General features: G+C 70.1%; 17 protein-coding genes. 11 read left to right on the top strand and 6 right to left on the bottom strand.

Going from position 1 to position 14,969, the window contains the following annotated elements:
* The first annotated feature begins 56 nt into the window (after positions 1-56).
* Complete coding sequence (locus OG332_RS16815) at positions 57-785, top strand: RDD family protein (protein WP_327414245.1); 729 nt, start codon at positions 57-59, stop codon at positions 783-785.
* Positions 786-876: 91 nt separating this feature from the next.
* On the opposite strand, the gene OG332_RS16810 is transcribed toward OG332_RS16815, so the two are convergent.
* A complete protein-coding gene (locus OG332_RS16810) occupies positions 877-1,191 on the bottom strand; it encodes a hypothetical protein (protein ID WP_327414244.1) in 315 nt (104 codons plus the stop codon).
* A gap of 472 nt (positions 1,192-1,663) precedes the next feature.
* On the opposite strand from OG332_RS16810, the gene OG332_RS16805 reads away from it, so the two are divergent.
* Both OG332_RS16805 and OG332_RS16800 read left to right on the top strand, forming a co-directional pair.
* Positions 1,664-4,015, top strand: coding sequence for an immune inhibitor A domain-containing protein (locus tag OG332_RS16805; protein ID WP_327419257.1), 2,352 nt, complete (start codon positions 1,664-1,666; stop codon positions 4,013-4,015).
* Positions 4,016-4,127: 112 nt separating this feature from the next.
* Positions 4,128-4,430 carry a hypothetical protein gene (locus OG332_RS16800; protein ID WP_327414243.1) on the top strand — a complete coding sequence of 101 codons (303 nt, stop codon included), beginning with the start codon at positions 4,128-4,130 and terminating at the stop codon, positions 4,428-4,430.
* A gap of 31 nt (positions 4,431-4,461) precedes the next feature.
* Here the strand turns inward: OG332_RS16800 and OG332_RS16795 are convergent, their stop codons facing one another.
* Together OG332_RS16795 and OG332_RS16790 are read right to left on the bottom strand one after the other, a co-directional pair.
* Entirely contained in the window at positions 4,462-5,085 is a 624-nt protein-coding gene (locus tag OG332_RS16795) for an isochorismatase family protein (RefSeq protein ID WP_327414242.1), read from the bottom strand.
* A 209-nt stretch (positions 5,086-5,294) separates the two neighbouring features.
* Positions 5,295-6,623: a nicotinate phosphoribosyltransferase gene (locus OG332_RS16790; RefSeq protein WP_327414241.1), complete on the bottom strand. Its 1,329-nt coding sequence runs from the start codon at positions 6,621-6,623 to the stop codon at positions 5,295-5,297.
* 80 nt (positions 6,624-6,703) lie between these two features.
* On the opposite strand from OG332_RS16790, the gene clpS reads away from it, so the two are divergent.
* The 7 genes from clpS to OG332_RS16755 all read left to right on the top strand — a co-directional run bounded on the left by clpS (position 6,704) and on the right by OG332_RS16755 (position 11,494).
* Positions 6,704-7,018, top strand: coding sequence for an ATP-dependent Clp protease adapter ClpS (clpS, locus tag OG332_RS16785; protein ID WP_030717942.1), 315 nt, complete (start codon positions 6,704-6,706; stop codon positions 7,016-7,018).
* Positions 7,018-7,620, top strand: a complete 603-nt coding sequence (locus OG332_RS16780) for a DUF2017 domain-containing protein (RefSeq protein WP_327414240.1) — start codon at positions 7,018-7,020, stop codon at positions 7,618-7,620. Before clpS ends, OG332_RS16780 begins: the two co-directional genes overlap by 1 nt.
* A gap of 369 nt (positions 7,621-7,989) precedes the next feature.
* Complete coding sequence (locus tag OG332_RS16775; RefSeq protein WP_327414239.1) at positions 7,990-9,429, top strand: amino acid permease; 1,440 nt, start codon at positions 7,990-7,992, stop codon at positions 9,427-9,429.
* A 132-nt stretch (positions 9,430-9,561) separates the two neighbouring features.
* On the top strand, positions 9,562-9,984 hold the full coding sequence (locus OG332_RS16770; RefSeq protein WP_327414238.1) for a M67 family metallopeptidase: 423 nt from the start codon (positions 9,562-9,564) through the stop codon (positions 9,982-9,984).
* Positions 9,985-10,061: 77 nt separating this feature from the next.
* On the top strand, positions 10,062-10,169 hold the full coding sequence (locus tag OG332_RS16765; RefSeq protein ID WP_312847437.1) for a putative leader peptide: 108 nt from the start codon (positions 10,062-10,064) through the stop codon (positions 10,167-10,169).
* A gap of 87 nt (positions 10,170-10,256) precedes the next feature.
* Positions 10,257-10,544 (top strand): MoaD/ThiS family protein, encoded by a 288-nt coding sequence (locus OG332_RS16760; protein ID WP_327414237.1) that lies wholly within the window; start codon positions 10,257-10,259, stop codon positions 10,542-10,544.
* Complete coding sequence (locus OG332_RS16755) at positions 10,544-11,494, top strand: PLP-dependent cysteine synthase family protein (RefSeq protein WP_327414236.1); 951 nt, start codon at positions 10,544-10,546, stop codon at positions 11,492-11,494. The genes OG332_RS16760 and OG332_RS16755 overlap by 1 nt, the downstream gene beginning before the upstream one ends.
* A gap of 137 nt (positions 11,495-11,631) precedes the next feature.
* Here OG332_RS16755 and OG332_RS16750 read toward each other — a convergent pair whose 3' ends face one another.
* Together OG332_RS16750 and OG332_RS16745 are read right to left on the bottom strand one after the other, a co-directional pair.
* Positions 11,632-11,979 (bottom strand): DUF488 domain-containing protein, encoded by a 348-nt coding sequence (locus OG332_RS16750; RefSeq protein ID WP_327419256.1) that lies wholly within the window; start codon positions 11,977-11,979, stop codon positions 11,632-11,634.
* A gap of 5 nt (positions 11,980-11,984) precedes the next feature.
* The gene (locus OG332_RS16745) at positions 11,985-12,404 is read right to left on the bottom strand and encodes a hypothetical protein (protein ID WP_327414235.1); all 420 of its coding nucleotides are present in this window, start codon (positions 12,402-12,404) and stop codon (positions 11,985-11,987) included.
* A gap of 239 nt (positions 12,405-12,643) precedes the next feature.
* Here OG332_RS16745 and OG332_RS16740 point away from each other — a divergent pair, with 239 nt between their 5' ends.
* Positions 12,644-13,396 carry an MBL fold metallo-hydrolase gene (locus OG332_RS16740; protein WP_327414234.1) on the top strand — a complete coding sequence of 251 codons (753 nt, stop codon included), beginning with the start codon at positions 12,644-12,646 and terminating at the stop codon, positions 13,394-13,396.
* 116 nt (positions 13,397-13,512) lie between these two features.
* On the opposite strand, the gene OG332_RS16735 is transcribed toward OG332_RS16740, so the two are convergent.
* Positions 13,513-14,739 (bottom strand): PTS transporter subunit EIIC, encoded by a 1,227-nt coding sequence (locus tag OG332_RS16735; RefSeq protein WP_327419255.1) that lies wholly within the window; start codon positions 14,737-14,739, stop codon positions 13,513-13,515.
* Positions 14,740-14,969: the final 230 nt, after the last annotated feature.

The following is a 14,969-nucleotide window of genomic DNA, read 5'->3' as shown; positions in this document are numbered from 1 at the left end:
CCCCGAACGGACGCCGTCCCGTTGCGGGGGTGACGGAGCCGGGTTCGACTCGGGCCATGAGTACCGACCAGCCGCCGCCGGGCGAGCCGCCCGAGGAGGACCCGTTCCGCAAGAAGCCCCAGGAACCGACGCCTCCGCCGGGCGGTTCGCCGTACGGGGCGCCGCCCCCCGGAAGCGGCGGAGCCCCGCCGCCCCCGGGAGGCCCGGGCGCCGGCGGATACCCGCCCCCGCCTCCCCCGTACGGCGGCGGTGACCCCTACGGCGGCGGCTCCGGCATGCCCGACCCGCTCGCAGGCATGCCGCCGCTCGCGGACACCGGCAAGCGGATCGTCGCGCGCATCATCGACTGGCTCGTCGTAGGCATCCCGGTCTGGCTCGTCTGGTTCCTCCTGGTGGGGTTCAGCGTCAACTGGGACATGGGCGACGCCGATGCGGGGGAGGACGTGCCCGACGCGGCCGCCGGCTGGTACAACGGCGCCTTCTTTCTGTGGTTGTTGATCGCGATCGTCGCCTACATCGCGTACGACTGGTACTTCAACGCCAAGAGCGGCAGGACCCTCGGCAAGAAGGCGATGGGTCTGCGCGTCGCCATGCTCAACGACGGCAGAGTGCCCCCGTCCAAGAGTTCCCTCGGCCGGGCGTGCGCCCTGTGGCTGCCGTGTCTCGTCCCTTGCTGCGGCGGCCTCTGGTGGATCGTCGTGTTCATCTCGATCCTGGTCGACAAGCCCTACCAGCAGGGCCTGCACGACAAGGCGGCCAAGACCGTCGTCGTCCAGTCGACCTGACGCGTACGCAGCGCGGCACCAGAGCACCGGAGCAGCGGCGCAGCACACAGCGGGCGGTCTCCCTCCGGGGAGGCCGCCCGCACCGCGTCGCTCAGTGGTGGACGGGGTGTTCGGCCTCGGCGGTCCGGGGGTCGGGCACCCGGGCGGCCGGCGTCGCACCCTCGTGGGAGGCGGGCTCCGCGGCGGGCGCGGGGGCCGCGGAGGCCCTCGTACCGGCCGCGTGGCGGCCGCGGCGGCGCGGCACGGGCACGGTGAGGGCGACGAGCAGACCCAGGGCGAGCGCGGCTGCGGAGATGACCGCGACCCCGAGCCCGGTGCTCGTCTGCGAGAGCAGCAGCATGGCGATCGTCGACACGATGACCGTGGCGGACCCGTAGGCGAGCTGTGCGACAGTCGGACGCGGCATGGCGATATCCGTCCTCGGGAGGGGAGGGGGAGTCGGCTCAACTAGGTCGCGCGTCAAGTGACTCTATGACGGGAGATGCCCGAGAGGAACCGCCGGTAAGCGTGACCTAACACACGGTGCCGGAGCACGGGGGGCGCACGGGATCATTTTCCGCGCCGCGGCAGAGGGGGAAATGGGGACGGGACGGACCTTCGGCGGGGTCGGGAAGCGCCCTTCGCCCCGTATGGCAGCGGAACGTCCGGATACCGGAACTCCCTGACCGCATAGTGCAGTTGTAAGGGGCAAGTCAAGGTCTGTCTTTTCTTGCTTCTCTCCGGTCAAATGTCGTCACTTGAGACGCGCGCCGCGCGGAACCCCCCGCTCCTATGGAGAAGTTCCGACCTACGTCGCGGCCGCGGGAGGGGAACGACATCAAGTGACCAGCAATTCCGCCAGACGGCGTGCGATACGCGCTGCCGCCGTCACCGTGACCATGGCTGCTTGTGCGACAAGCGCCACCTTCTTCACCGTCACCGCGGCCCAGGCCGAGGGCAAGGCCCCGGCTCCTGCGGCCGACCGGCAGGACCCGACCGCTCCTGCCAAGGTCGTCGAGCACGACCTGAAGGGCCCGTTCAGCGAGCAGCAGGCCCAGCAGCGCAAGGCCGCCCTGGACCAGGTGCTCCAGGGCAAGAAGGGCGTCGAGCAGCGCGGCGCCTCCAAGGTCGTCAAGCTCGACGACAAGAAGTACGTCGAGCTCGGCCGCGAGAAGACCGACAAGATCTTCACGATCCTCGTCGAGTTCGGCGACCAGGTCGACAACACGACCATGTTCGACCCGGACGGCCCCGGCCCGCAGCCGGCGGTTCCGAAGTACGGCGGCACCCCCGGTCCGCTGCACAACACGATCGCCCAGCCGGACCGTGCGAAGGACAACAGCACGGCCTGGCGCAAGGACTTCAGCCGCGAGTACTTCCAGGACCTGTACTTCGCGTCGGGTCAGGGCAGGGACTCGCTGAAGACCTACTACGAGAAGACCTCCTCGGGCCGCTACTCGGTCGAGGGCGAGGTCGCCGACTGGGTCAAGGTCCCGTACAACGAGGGCCGTTACGGCTCCAACTACTGCGGCCAGACCAACTGCTCCAACGTGTGGGACACCGTCAAGGACGGCGTCACCGCGTGGGTGGAGGCCCAGAAGAAGGCCGGGAAGACCGACGCCGAGATCAAGGCGAAACTGGCCCAGTACGACCTCTGGGACCGCTACGACTTCGACGGCGACGGCAACTTCAACGAGCCCGACGGCTACATCGACCACTTCCAGATCGTCCACGCGGGCGAGGACGAGTCGGCCGGCGGCGGCGTGCAGGGCACGACCGCGCTGTGGGCGCACCGCTGGTACGCCTACGGCACCGCGGCGGGCAAGACCGGCCCGGACAACAACAAGGCCGGCGGCACCCAGATCGGCGACTCCGGCATCTGGGTCGGCGACTACACGATGCAGCCCGAGAACGGCGGCCTCGGCGTCTTCGCGCACGAGTACGGCCACGACCTCGGCCTGCCCGACCTCTACGACACCTCCGGTGGCGGCGAGAACTCGGTCGGCTTCTGGTCCCTGATGTCGGCCGGCTCCTGGCTCGGCACCGGCAAGGACTCCATCGGCGACCTCCCGGGCGACATGACCGCCTGGGACAAGCTCCAGCTGGGCTGGCTGAACTACGACACGGCGAAGGCCGCGACGAAGTCCACCCACAAGCTGGGCGTTTCGGAGTTCAACACCAAGGACAAGCAGGCCCTGGTCGTCGAGCTGCCGAAGAAGCAGGTCAAGACCGAGGTCGTCGCGCCCGCCGAGGGTTCCGCCCAGTGGTGGAGCGGCATGGGTGACGACCTCAAGAACACCCTCACCCGGTCGGTGGACCTGACGGGCAAGACGTCCGCCGCGCTGTCCCTCAAGGGCTGGTGGGACATCGAGGCCGACTACGACTACCTCTACACCGAGGTGTCCACGGACGGCGGCGCCACCTGGACCGCCCTCGCCGGCACCGCCGACGGCACGGCCCTCCCGGCCGACGCCTCCGGCAGCCCGTCGCTCACCGGTGTCTCGGGTGCCTGGAAGTCGCTGAACTTCCCGCTCGACGCCTACGCGGGCAAGAAGGTCGACCTCCGCTTCCGTTACCAGACGGACGGAGGCGCGGGCGGCAAGGGCTTCACCGCCGACGCCGTGACCCTCACCGCGGACGGCTCCGCGCTGTTCACCGACGGCGCCGAGAACGGCGACAACGGCTGGACGGGCAAGGGCTTCTCCCGCATCGGCGCCAGCTTCAGCAAGGAGTACGCGCAGTACTACCTGGCCGAGAACCGCCGTTACGTCTCGTACGACCAGACCCTCAAGGTCGGCCCGTACAACTTCGGCTTCGGCAACACCAAGCCCGACTGGGTCGAGCACTACCCGTACCAGGACGGCCTGCTCATCTGGCAGTGGGACACCAGCCAGAAGGACAACAACACCAGCCAGCACCCGGGCCAGGGTCTGATCCTTCCGATCGACGCCAACGCCAAGCCCATGAAGTGGGCCGACGGCACCCTGCTGCGGAACAAGATCCAGCCGTACGACGCCGCCTTCAGCGCGTACTCGACGGATGCGTTCACCCTGCACAAGAACGGCGAGTCGCTGTTCCTGAAGCCGAAGCCGGCCAAGCTGGTCTTCGACGACCGCAAGGGCACGTACTACTACGACGAGAACCCGACCGGATCGGTGAAGGTCACTGACACCAACACCAAGATCAAGATCCTGAAGGAGACCTACGACGGTGAGGTCATGACCGTCGAGGTTGGCCCCTCCTCGAAGTAATTCGGTAAAACCGCAGGTCAAAGCGTGATCGGCCGTCGCCCTCTAGCGGGCGGCGGCCGATCGCGTTTAGATGCCCGGTACGAGTTTCTTATTGACGGGGGAGATGACAGCCATGCCCGATGGAGGTTTCGTCAGATTGCCAGGCGGCAGCGTGGTCGTAGCGCTCACGCTGCCGAGGCCGTGCGGAGAGGGCGGAAGTGTCCGCGTTCTGGTGCACGCCGCGAACCGGGCCCGCGCCCTGACCAGGCTGCGGAACCTCGGGATGCGTGCGGTGTACCTGCGGGGCAACGCGCACCCGCCGACGCCGGACGAGGTCACGGCCGTCCTGCACCACCCGGACGGCCTGCTGTGGCGCGGGGCGCCCGACCGCGCGCAGGAGCTCTGGCACCCCATCCGGGCCCTGCTGGGGACCTAGGACGGCTCCCGGGACGGCCCCCGGCCGCGTCCTAGCCGCCCTGGGCGTCCTCGTGGCCGCCCCGGCCCGCCTGGTGGCCCACCAGGGTCACCCCCGCCGCACGGAGCTCCTCCAGGGCCCGTGCGGCGGTGTGCGGGGCGACGGCGGCCGTCAGGTCCAGCAGGACCCGGGTGCCGAAGCCGGCGCGGGCGGCGTCGAGGGCGGTGGCCCTGACACAGTGATCGGTGGCGATCCCGACCACGTCCACCTCGGTGACCTGCCGGTCCCGCAGCCACTGGCCGAGCGTCGCCCCGTTCTCGTCGGCGCCCTCGAAGCCGCTGTACGCGGCCTCGTACGCGCCCTTGTCGAAGACGGCGGCGACGGCGCCCGAGGCCACGGCGGGGGCGAAGTTCGGGTGGAAGCCCACGCCCTCGGTCCCGGCGACGCAGTGGACGGGCCAGGAGGTCTCGAAGTCCGGCTCCGCCGGGGGGTGCGCGAAGTGGGCACCGGGATCGATGTGGTGGTCCCGGGTGGCGACGACGTGCCGGTACGCGGGCGTGGCCTGGCCGATGTACTCGGTGACGGCGGCGGCGACGTCGGCTCCGCCGGTGACCGCGAGGCTGCCGCCTTCGCAGAAGTCGTTCTGTACGTCGACGACGATCAGTGCGCGGTGCATTTCGCGTGCCCTTCGGCTTGACGGTGTGCTGCGGCGGGCCCTGCGGGAGGCTCTTCCCCCACCCCGCCCCTTCCCGAAACTGGGGCTCCGCCCCAGACCCCCTGCGGCGCTCCGCGCCCGCGCCCCCAACGCCGGCGAGGCCGGATTTCCAGCCCCTCCGGCGTGCGAGGAGCGGGGTCCGGGGCGGCGCCCGGGCTGCGGAGCTGCGGCTACACGTACTCCGTGGGGAGCACGGCCTCGCCGCGCGAGAGCTGCGTCGCGGACAGCGGCAGCCCGGCGCGGGCGGCGCAGTGGCGTTCGCGCGCGGCCTCCAGCGGCTCGCGGGCGACCACCTCGCCGGCCTTGACCAGCTGGGTCAGCAGCTGGTGGTCGGCCAGGGCCGAGGGGACCGGCCCGGTCCCGACGACCTCCGCCTCGGCGACGCCCTCCGCGTCCCTGCGCCGAGCCGCCCACTTGCGGCCGCCGATGGAGGTCTTGCCGCCCGTGGACTTCTTCGCCACCGGAGCCAGCGTCGCCTTGGGGTCCGCGGAGACGGCCCGCGCCACCAGCTTGTAGACCATCGAGCACGTCGGGTGCCCGCTGCCCGTCACGAGCTGCGTGCCCACGCCGTACGCGTCCACGGGCGCCGCCGCCAGCGAGGCGATGGCGTACTCGTCCAGGTCCGAGGTGACCACGATCTTCGTCGCCGTCGCCCCCAGCTCGTCCAGCTGCTGCCGCACCCGGTGGGCGACCAGCAGCAGGTCGCCGGAGTCGATCCGGACCGCGCCGAGGTCGGTGCCGGCCACCTCGACGGCGGTGCGGACGGCCTCGGCCACGTCGTAGGTGTCCACCAGAAGGGTGGTGCCCCGTCCCAGCGAGGCCACCTGCGCGGTGAAGGCGTCCCGCTCGCTGTCGTGCACCAGGGTGAAGGCGTGCGCGCTCGTGCCGACCGTCGGGATCCCGTACCGGAAGCCGGCCGCCAGGTCCGAGGTCGAGGCGAAGCCGCCCACGTACGCGGCCCGCGACGCGGCCACCGCCGCCAGTTCGTGCGTGCGCCGCGCGCCCATCTCGATCAGCGGGCGGTCGCCCGCCGCCGAGGACATCCGGGAAGCGGCCGCGGCGATCGCCGAGTCGTGGTTCAGGATCGAAAGGATCACGGTCTCCAGCAGCACGCACTCCGCGAAGCTGCCCTCGACCCGCAGGATCGGCGACCCGGGGAAGTAGACCTCCCCCTCCGGGTAGCCCCAGATGTCGCCGGAGAAGCGGTACGAGGCCAGCCAGTCCAGGGTCCGCATGTCGATGACGGCCCGCTCGCGCAGGAACTCCAGCACCGCGCCGTCGAAGCGGAAGTTCTCCACCGCGTCCAGCACCCGCCCGGTTCCCGCGACCACCCCGTAACGGCGCCCCTCGGGCAGCCGCCGGGTGAAGACCTCGAAGACCGAGCGGCGGTCGGCGGTGCCGTTGGCCAGGGCGGCCTGCAGCATCGTGAGCTCGTAATGGTCCGTGAAGAGCGCTGTCGACGGCACGTCCACCGGCAGGCCCAGGTCCGCAGGGTTCATGTCACGGATGCTAGCGCACATCTCGTCAAAGTGACGAGATCTAGGACCCGTTTGTGCGACGGGCCCTTCGCGGTGGCAGCATGGGACAAGTGAGTGTTGCTCCTGTAGAGATCGAACGCACCGAATCGGCCGAAGAGACCTTCGCGGTACCCGAACCCGACGTCCCCTGGGTGACCCTGGTGCACAACGACCCGGTCAACCTCATGAGCTACGTGGCGTACGTGTTCCAGGCGTACTTCGGCTATTCGAAGGACGTGGCGCACAAGCTGATGCTCGATGTCCACCACAAGGGGCGGGCGGTCGTGTCCAGCGGCACCCGCGAGGAAATGGAGCGCGACGTGCAGGCCATGCACGGCTACGGCCTGTGGGCGACCCTCTCCCAGGACCGCAACTGATGGGCGGCACGTTCCAGCCCCTGAAGGGCGGCGGCGGCGCCGCCATCGCGCTCGACGAGATCGAGATCTCCATCCTGCGCTCCCTGGCCGTCCAGATGCTCGAACTCATCGGCCCCGGCGAGCCGGAGCCCGCCGAGGACGCCGACCCGCTCGCCGCGCTGTTCGCCGAGGGTCCCTCCGAGCCCCCGACCGACCCCGCGCTGGCCCGGCTCTTCCCCGACGCCTACGGAGGCCCGGACGGGCCGGGGCCCAAGGAGGACCCGGAGGAGCTGCGCGCCCACTCGGCGGAGTTCCGCCGCTTCACCGAGAACGACCTGCGCACCCGCAAGCGGGAGGACGCGCTGGCCGTCGTGCGCAGCCTGGACGGGCTCACCCCGGCCGGTGACGGGGCGGCGGTGCTGGAGCTGACCGGGGAGCTGCCGCTGCGCTGGCTCGGCGCGCTCAACGACCTGCGCCTGACCCTCGCGGCCCGTCTCGACATCACCGAGGACGACGAGAGCGCGGCGCTGTTCCGGCTGCCGGACGACGACCCGCGCAAGCCGATGGTGATGGCGTACCTCTGGCTGGGCGGGCTGCAGGAGACGCTCATCGAGACGCTGTGACCCGAGCGCCGTGACCCCGTGGCCCGCTGTGGCCCGCCGAAGATCCTCTGAAGATCCTCAAGTGGGTACGACGTTCGCTCAGCGGACGCTCAAATCCGGATAACGATCAGATCACCGCGATGCGGTGATCTGATCCATTCACTCGCCTTTGTCCTGAATTTTTGATGCCCTGCGCCACATTTCTCCCCCTCGGGCAGCCGTAAGCACGTGATAGATCTTCACGACTGCCGAAGGGACGCCACCCATGTCCCCCGGCTCGCTTGGACCGGCGGACCGCCGGCGTGCAACTCCATCCGTATCCGGGGGGATCGAGGACCCGATCCGCAGCCAGTCAAGGCGCGGGTCGGCGTGGAGAAAGGCGCACCAGACATGACCTCTGTGCAGGTCGAGCAGCACGGCAAGACGCCCGGCGAGGGCACTCAGGGCGAGGGCGGCGAGGGATACCACCGCACGCTCGGCGCCCGGCAGATCCAGATGATCGCGATCGGCGGAGCCATCGGCACCGGCCTGTTCCTGGGCGCCGGCAAGGCGATCTCCAAGGCCGGCCCCAGCCTCATCCTGGCGTACGCGATCGCGGGCCTGGTCATCTTCTTCATCATGCGGGCCCTGGGCGAGCTGCTCATGTACCGCCCCGTCTCCGGCTCCTTCTCGGACTACGCCCGCGAGTTCCTGGGCCCGTTCTGGGGATACGTCACCGGCTGGACGTACTGGCTGTTCTGGGTGGTCACCGGCATCACCGAGGTCACGGCCGCCGCGCAGTACATGTCGTACTGGACCCACGACAGCTTCCCGCAGTGGGCCTACGCGCTGATCTTCACCGTCATCCTCTACGCCGCCAACCTGATCTCCGTGAAGCTCTTCGGTGAGCTGGAGTTCTGGTTCTCCATGGTCAAGGTCACCGCCATCGTCGGCATGATCCTGATCTGCGCGGGCATCCTCACCATCGGCTTCTCCGACGCGGCCGACACCGCCACCGTCACCAACCTGTGGAACGACGGCGGCTTCTTCCCCAAGGGCATCGGCGGCACGCTGATGACCCTGCAGATCGTCATGTTCGCCTTCCTCGCGGTCGAGCTGGTCGGCGTCACCGCCGGCGAGTCCAAGGACCCCGAGAAGACCCTGCCCAAGGCCATCAACACCGTGCCGTGGCGCATCGCCGTCTTCTACGTCGGCGCACTGATCATGATCCTGTCGGTCGTCCCGTGGACGCACTTCCAGCCGGGCGTCTCGCCCTTCGTCGCCGCCTTCGAGCGCATGGGCCTCGGCATCGGCGCCGCGATCGTCAACTTCGTGGTGCTGACCGCGGCCCTGTCCTCCTGCAACTCGGGCATGTACTCCACCGGCCGCATGCTGCGCGACCTCGCGCTCAACGGCCAGGGCCCGAAGGTCTTCACCAAGCTCACCAAGAGCGGCACCCCGCTCATCGGCACCACCGTCTCCGCCGGGCTGATGCTGGTCGGCGTCTGGATCAACTACGTCGCCCCGGGCAAGGCCTTCGACTACGTCGTCTCCTTCGCCACCATCTCCGGCATGTGGGCCTGGATCATGATCCTGGTCTGCCAGATCCGCTACCGGGCCAAGGCCGACCGCGGCGAGCTGCCGCAGTCCGCGTTCCGCGCGCCCGGCGCCCCGTACACGAGCTGGTTCGCGCTGCTCTTCATCGGCATGGTCATCGTGATGATGGGCGCCGACAAGGACTCCCGCGTCTCGCTGTACTGCGCCCCGCTGTGGGGTCTGATCCTGGGCGTCTCGTACCTGGTGATGAAGTCCCGCGACCCGCGCGGCGCGGCCTTCACCAAGGCTTCGTAGCACCCGAAGACCGTGGGTCCCGGCCGCCCGCCACGGCCGGGAACCGCGCTCCCGTGGCCCTTGTGTCCACCATGTGGGCCCTTGCGTACCACTCCTCGGTACGCAAGGGCCCGTCTGCTTATCCTGTCGCTCATGCTGACCCTCACCCAGGCCCTGTACGACCAGATCGTCGAGCACGCCCGCCGGGACCACCCCGACGAGGCGTGCGGCGTCGTGGCGGGCCCGGCCGGCACCGGCCGCCCCGAGCGGTTCATCCCGATGCTCAACGCGGCCCGCTCGCCCACGTTCTACGAGTTCGACTCGAAGGATCTGCTGAAGCTCTACCGCGAGCTGGACGACCGGGACGAGGAGCCGGTGATCGTCTACCACTCGCACACCGCCACCGAGGCCTACCCCTCGCGCACCGACATCACGTACGCGAACGAGCCCGGCGCGCACTACGTCCTCGTCTCGACGGCGGACGAGGACGGCCTCGGAGCGTTCCAGTTCCGCTCGTACCGGATCGTCGACGGCGTGATCACCGAGGAAGAAGTGCAGGTCGTCGAGGCCTACTGACCATCATGTGAGCGGTCGGCGTCCACGATGCGGGATCACACTCCAAACCCGGGACCGGGAATCGTTAACATGGCCGCATGGTTTCCCACGACGTGAGCATCGAGACGCCCGGCAGGCTGCTGCTCGTGGCGCGGCTGCACGTCGACCTGTGCCGCCTCGCCAGCGCCATCTGTCCTGCCGTCTGAGCACCAGAGCCCCTCCGCGGGGGGCCGACGAACCGCGCGCCGCACCTTCTCACGCCCCTGCATACGCCCTGACGACTGGAGACAGCCATGGCCATCGAGGTCCGCATCCCCACCATCCTCCGCACCTACACCGAAGGCGAGAAGGCCGTCTCCGGTGAGGGCGCGACCATCGCCGACCTCTTCGCCGACCTGGAGACCCGCCACAAGGGCATCCAGGAGCGCATCGTCGACGACGCCAAGGGCGGCGAGCTGCGCCGCTTCGTGAACGTCTACCTCAACGACGAGGACGTCCGCTTCCTCGACGGCATCTCCACCGCGCTCAAGGACGGCGACAGCGTCACCATCCTCCCGGCCGTGGCCGGCGGATCGAAGTAATGCGCTACGACTCCCCGCTCGCCGCGGTCGGCAACACGCCGCTGGTCCGGCTGCCCCGGCTGTCGCCCTCGGACGACGTCCGCATCTGGGCCAAGCTGGAGGACCGCAACCCGACCGGCTCGATCAAGGACCGCCCCGCGCTCCACATGGTCGAGCAGGCCGAGAAGGACGGCCGGCTGTACCCCGGCTGCACCATCCTGGAGCCGACCTCGGGCAACACCGGCATCTCGCTGGCGATGGCGGCCAAGCTCAAGGGCTACCGCATCGTGTGCGTGATGCCGGAGAACACCAGCCAGGAGCGGCGCGACCTGCTGGCCATGTGGGGAGCCGAGATCATCTCGTCGCCGGCCGCCGGCGGCTCGAACACCGCGGTCCGGGTGGCCAAGGAACTGGCTGCGGAGCACCCGGACTGGGTGATGCTCTACCAGTACGGCAACCCGGACAACGCGGGCGCGCACTACGCCACCACGGGCCCGGAGATCCTCGCCGACCTCCCGTCGATCACCCACTTCGTGGCGGGCCTCGGCACCACCGGCACCCTGATGGGCGTCGGCCGCTACCTGCGCGAGAACGTGCCCGGCGTGAAGATCGTCGCGGCCGAGCCGAGGTACGACGACCTGGTGTACGGGCTGCGCAACCTCGACGAGGGCTTCGTCCCCGAGCTGTACGACGCCTCGGTCCTGACGACCCGCTTCTCGGTGGGCTCGGCGGACGCGGTGACCCGCACGCGGGAGCTGCTGCAGCTGGAGGGGATCTTCGCGGGCGTCTCCACGGGAGCCGCCCTGCACGCGGCGATCGGCGTGGGCCGCAAGGCGGTGGCCGCGGGCGAAACGGCGGACATCGTCTTCGTGGTGGCCGACGGCGGCTGGAAGTACCTCTCGACCGGCGTCTACACGGCCGCGACCACCGAAGAGGCCATCGAGGTCCTCCAGGGCCAGCTCTGGGCCTGACCCCTGCGGGGCTGCCCGGCCGTCTCGGGTGCGGCCCCGCCCCCGGGGCTCCGCCCCGGACCCCGTGCCTCAAACGCCGGCGAGGCTCGATCTTTCAGCCTCGCCGGCGTTCGAGGACCGGGTCCGGGCCGGCCCGGCTAGGCGGACAGCAGGTCAGCGAGCACGGCCGCATGGCTGGCGGCCGGGTCCTTGACCGCGGTCAGGAGGGTGAGCGGGCCCGCCTCGGCCAGGGACCGGAGCCGCGCCAGCTCCGCCACCGCCTCCGACCCGGCCAGCTCCGCCTCGTACCGCTGCCGGAACTCCCCGGCGGAGCCGCCCCCGTGGAACCACTTGCGCAGCTCGTTCGACGGCGTGACCGCCTTCGGCCACTCGTCCACCCCCGCCGCCTCCTTCGCCAGGCCCCGCGGCCAGAGCCGGTCCACGAGCACCCTCAGCCCGTCCGCGCCCGGCTCCGGCGGGTCGTACACGCGCCGCAAGCGGATCACCGGTTTCACTGCCCGCCTCCCAGTCCCTTGATCTCGTCCCACACCGCCGGATCCAGCACCCCTCGCCGCGTCCGGAAATCCCACAGCGACACCTCCGCCGGACGGTCCGCCTCCAGGAAGGCCGCCCGGCCCTGCGCCCCCACCGTCCCCGGGGGCAGCGGGATCACCCCGGCCCGCCGGTCGTCGTACTTCCCGGTGATCCACGCGACCCGCGCGCGGTGGCCCCGTACCGACCGGACCGCCAGGACCAGACACGTACGGCCGTCCGCCAAGGACCACAGCTCGCCGGCGCGCGGGTGCGGCGGCGGACCGGACCCGTGCGCCGACGGGGCGCGGCGGGGGAGCCCCAGCCGTCCCCCGGCGACCAGCACCACCAGCGCCACTGCCACGACCGCGGCCACCGCCGGCCACCAGGACGTGTCCATGTCTCGACCGTAGCCGCGCCACCGGCACCCGGCACCCGGCACGGCCGCACGGCGGCATGGGCACTGTGCTCTAGGGCCGCACACCTGACCGCTTGCCATTACTGGGTATGAGTGGTGCAGGCGGTGACTTCCCCCACAACGGCCCGCCGCGGAGGAGCGACCGGACGTTTCGCGCCTTACGCTCGACGCACGCACGGCCCGCATTCCGTCCACGGACCGTCCACGGAGGTTCACGCTCCATGAAGCTCACCGTCGTCGGCTGTTCGGGGTCGTTCCCGTCCGCGGAATCGGCCTGTTCGAGCTACCTCGTCGAGGCCGACGGCTTCCGGCTGCTCCTCGACATGGGCAACGGCGCCCTCGGCGATCTCCAGCGCCACTGCGGTCTCTACGACCTCGACGCGATCTTCCTGAGCCATCTGCACGCCGACCACTGCATCGACATGTGCGCGTACTTCGTCGCCCGTTTCTACCGGCACGAGGGCGGCCGCTGCGGCACCATCCCCGTCTACGGGCCCGAGGGCACCGAGCGGCGCCTGACCACCGCCTACGACGACGTCCCCGACGAGCGCTCGATGAGCGAGGTCTTCGACTTCCGCACCCTGAAGTCCGGGAACTTCGAGATCGGGCCGTTCCAGATCCGCGCCGAGCGGGTCGCCCACCCCGTCGAGTCGTACGGCATCCGCATCGAGCACGGCGGCCGCTCGCTCACGTACTCCGGGGACACCGGGGCCTGCCCCGAGCTGGGGCTGCTCGCCGACGGCACCGACCTCTTCCTCTGCGAGGCCTCCTTCACGCACGGCAAGGAGGACATCCCGGACCTCCACCTGAACGGCCGCGAGGCCGGCGAGTACGCGCGCGGCGGCGACGTCGGCCGGCTCGTCCTCACCCACATCCCGCCGTGGACGGACGCGGCGCAGAACCTCGCCGACGCCCGCGCGGTCTACGGCGGCCGGGTCGACCTGGCGTACGCGGGCGCGGTCTACGAGGTCTGACGCATCCGAAGCATCCGACGCATCCGACGCATCAGCATCTGACGTACCGGAACACGCGGAAGCCCCCGCCCTCCCTTCTTGGGAGAGCGGGGGCTTCGACGTGTGGACGAGCGGGCCTACTTGGCCTCGGCCTTCAGCAGCTCGGCGAGCTCCTCGTCGGACTCGCGGCCCGGCGTCGGGAGGTTGAACTTGACGATCGCGAAGCGGAAGACGACGTAGTAGACCACCGCGAAGCAGAGGCCGACGCCCGCCAGCATCCACGGCTTCTCCGCGATGCCCAGGTTCAGCAGGTAGTCGACGAGGCCGGCCGAGAAGCCGAAGCCGTCGCGCATGCCCAGGGACCAGGTGAGGGCCAGGGAGATACCGGTCAGCACCGCGTGGATCGCGTACAGCACCGGGGCGATGAACATGAAGGTGAACTCGATCGGCTCGGTGACACCGGTGACGAAGGAGGTGAGCGCGAGGGAGAGCATCATGCCGCCGACGACCTTGCGGCGCTCGGGGCGGGCGCAGTGGACGATCGCGAGGCAGGCCGCCGGGAGGGCGAACATCATGATCGGGAAGAAGCCGGTCATGAACTGTCCGGCGGTCGGGTCACCGGCGAGGAAGCGGCCGATGTCACCGTGGACGGCGCCGGTCGGGGTGTCGAAGGAGCCGGCCTGGAACCACGGGAAGGAGTTCAGCAGGTGGTGCATGCCGATCGGGATGAGCGCACGGTTGGCGACACCGAAGATGCCCGCGCCGACGGCGCCGGAGCCGACGAGCCACTCACCGAAGTTGTGCAGACCCGTGCCGAGGACCGGCCAGATGAGACCGAAGACGATGCCGGCGAGCAGGCCCGCGAGGGCGGAGAGGATCGGGACGAGACGGCGGCCGCCGAAGAAGCCCGCCCAGTCCGGCAGCTTGGTCCGGTAGAACTTCTGGTAGAGCAGGGCCGTGATGATGCCCATCACGACACCGCCGAGGACACCGGCGTCGACCGTGGCGTCCACCAGCGCGACCTTGTGGTCGATGACCTTCTCGACCTGCGGCAGGTTGCTGTCGGTGAAGGTGGCGAGGACCTTCTTGAAGACCAGGTATCCGGTGACGGCGGCGAGGGCGGTGGAGCCGTCCGCCTTCTTGGCGAAGCCGATGGCGATGCCCACGGCGAACAGCAGCGCCATGTTCTCGAGGATCGCGCCGCCACCCGCGGCCATGTAGCCGGCGATTTTGGTGACGAACGTGGGGAAGACGTCCGCGTCGCCGAGCATGTCGGGAGCACCGAGGCGGAGCAGGAGTGCGCCGGCGGGCAGCACGGCCACGGGGAGCATGAGGCTCCGGCCGATGCGCTGCATGACGGCCATCACGCCAGCGCCCTTCTTCTTCTCGGCCGCGGGGGCGGCAGCCGTGGTCACAAGGTCCTCCAGTGGGCAAGGCGTCGCCAGGGGAAACGGGGACGGCGGCGTCTTCGAAAGGGGGGATACACGGGGGCTCGAACGCACCTCGTGGTCTACACCAATTGTGGTGTAGACCAGTTGTAACACGGTGAGGGATAGATAAGGAACCTTCGATTTCCTGTGGCCTGGATCACACG

The organism is Streptomyces sp. NBC_01233 (assembly GCF_035989305.1).
In the GTDB taxonomy this organism is placed as follows: Bacteria; Actinomycetota; Actinomycetes; order Streptomycetales; family Streptomycetaceae; genus Streptomyces.
This window is presented reverse-complemented; position numbering and strand designations above follow the sequence as displayed.

Excerpts from the sequence above, each read along its gene's own strand:
- OG332_RS16760 (WP_327414237.1), top strand. The coding sequence starts at position 10,257 with ATGGCCATCGAGGTCCGCATCCCCACCATCCTCCGCACCTACACCGAA.
- OG332_RS16805 (WP_327419257.1), top strand. The coding sequence starts at position 1,664 with ATGGCTGCTTGTGCGACAAGCGCCACCTTCTTCACCGTCACCGCGGCC.
- OG332_RS16755 (WP_327414236.1), top strand. The coding sequence starts at position 10,544 with ATGCGCTACGACTCCCCGCTCGCCGCGGTCGGCAACACGCCGCTGGTC.
- OG332_RS16745 (WP_327414235.1), bottom strand. The coding sequence starts at position 12,404 with ATGGACACGTCCTGGTGGCCGGCGGTGGCCGCGGTCGTGGCAGTGGCG.
- OG332_RS16770 (WP_327414238.1), top strand. The coding sequence starts at position 9,562 with ATGCTGACCCTCACCCAGGCCCTGTACGACCAGATCGTCGAGCACGCC.
- OG332_RS16795 (WP_327414242.1), bottom strand. The coding sequence starts at position 5,085 with ATGCACCGCGCACTGATCGTCGTCGACGTACAGAACGACTTCTGCGAA.
- OG332_RS16735 (WP_327419255.1), bottom strand. The coding sequence starts at position 14,739 with ATGGCCGTCATGCAGCGCATCGGCCGGAGCCTCATGCTCCCCGTGGCC.
- OG332_RS16740 (WP_327414234.1), top strand. The coding sequence starts at position 12,644 with ATGAAGCTCACCGTCGTCGGCTGTTCGGGGTCGTTCCCGTCCGCGGAA.
- OG332_RS16790 (WP_327414241.1), bottom strand. The coding sequence starts at position 6,623 with ATGAACCCTGCGGACCTGGGCCTGCCGGTGGACGTGCCGTCGACAGCG.
- OG332_RS16765 (WP_312847437.1), top strand. The coding sequence starts at position 10,062 with ATGGTTTCCCACGACGTGAGCATCGAGACGCCCGGCAGGCTGCTGCTC.
- OG332_RS16815 (WP_327414245.1), top strand. The coding sequence starts at position 57 with ATGAGTACCGACCAGCCGCCGCCGGGCGAGCCGCCCGAGGAGGACCCG.
- OG332_RS16780 (WP_327414240.1), top strand. The coding sequence starts at position 7,018 with ATGGGCGGCACGTTCCAGCCCCTGAAGGGCGGCGGCGGCGCCGCCATC.
- OG332_RS16800 (WP_327414243.1), top strand. The coding sequence starts at position 4,128 with ATGCCCGATGGAGGTTTCGTCAGATTGCCAGGCGGCAGCGTGGTCGTA.
- clpS (WP_030717942.1), top strand. The coding sequence starts at position 6,704 with ATGGGACAAGTGAGTGTTGCTCCTGTAGAGATCGAACGCACCGAATCG.
- OG332_RS16775 (WP_327414239.1), top strand. The coding sequence starts at position 7,990 with ATGACCTCTGTGCAGGTCGAGCAGCACGGCAAGACGCCCGGCGAGGGC.
- OG332_RS16810 (WP_327414244.1), bottom strand. The coding sequence starts at position 1,191 with ATGCCGCGTCCGACTGTCGCACAGCTCGCCTACGGGTCCGCCACGGTC.